The organism is Vibrio sp. YT-19(2023), from assembly GCF_033337395.1.
This window is the reverse complement of the sequence record NZ_JAWOQN010000734.1, coordinates 1-608: the sequence shown is the minus strand read 5'-3', so window position 1 is coordinate 608 and position 608 is coordinate 1. Positions and strand designations below refer to the sequence as shown.

The following is a 608-nucleotide window of genomic DNA, read 5'->3' as shown; positions in this document are numbered from 1 at the left end:
AACTGGTGCCATTTGGGGCAGTGGTTGCGAGCTCGCTCGAAGAAGTGGTGGATGGTGCAAGCACTGTGATCACCATGCTTCCTGCGGGGTCTCACGTTCGGTCGGTGTATTTGGGGGACTTACACGGGGGCGTTGGCGTGATGAACCTTGTCGCACCGAATACGCTATTGATTGATTGTTCGACGATCGATCCCGATTCAGCAAGATTGGTTGCCAATGAAGCGGCAAACAAGCGTTTGTTGTTTGTCGACGCACCGGTTTCGGGTGGCGTCGCGGGAGCTAAAGCGGCTACGTTGACGTTCATTGTCGGTGGCTCGGATGAGGCATTCTCAAAAGCGAACGCCATTTTGCAGTATATGGGGAAAAACGTTTTTCATGCGGGTAAAGCTGGCGATGGGCAGATGGCTAAAATCTGTAATAACCTGATGCTGGGTATTTTGATGTCAGGTACGTGTGAGGCGCTGAACTTAGGCATTGATCATGGGCTCGATCCAAAAGTCTTGTCCAACATCATGCTGCAAAGCTCAGGGCGTAACTGGGCGCTAGAGCTTTACAACCCGTGTCCGGGCGTGATGGAAAACACACCTGCAAGCAATGGTTATCAGGGC

1 protein-coding gene is annotated in these 608 nt (G+C 52.3%); it reads left to right on the top strand.

Annotated elements, in window-relative coordinates:
- Nucleotides 1-608 (top strand): NAD(P)-binding domain-containing protein (locus R7E78_RS28185; RefSeq protein ID WP_318058891.1); only part of this gene is annotated, 608 nt, incomplete at both ends.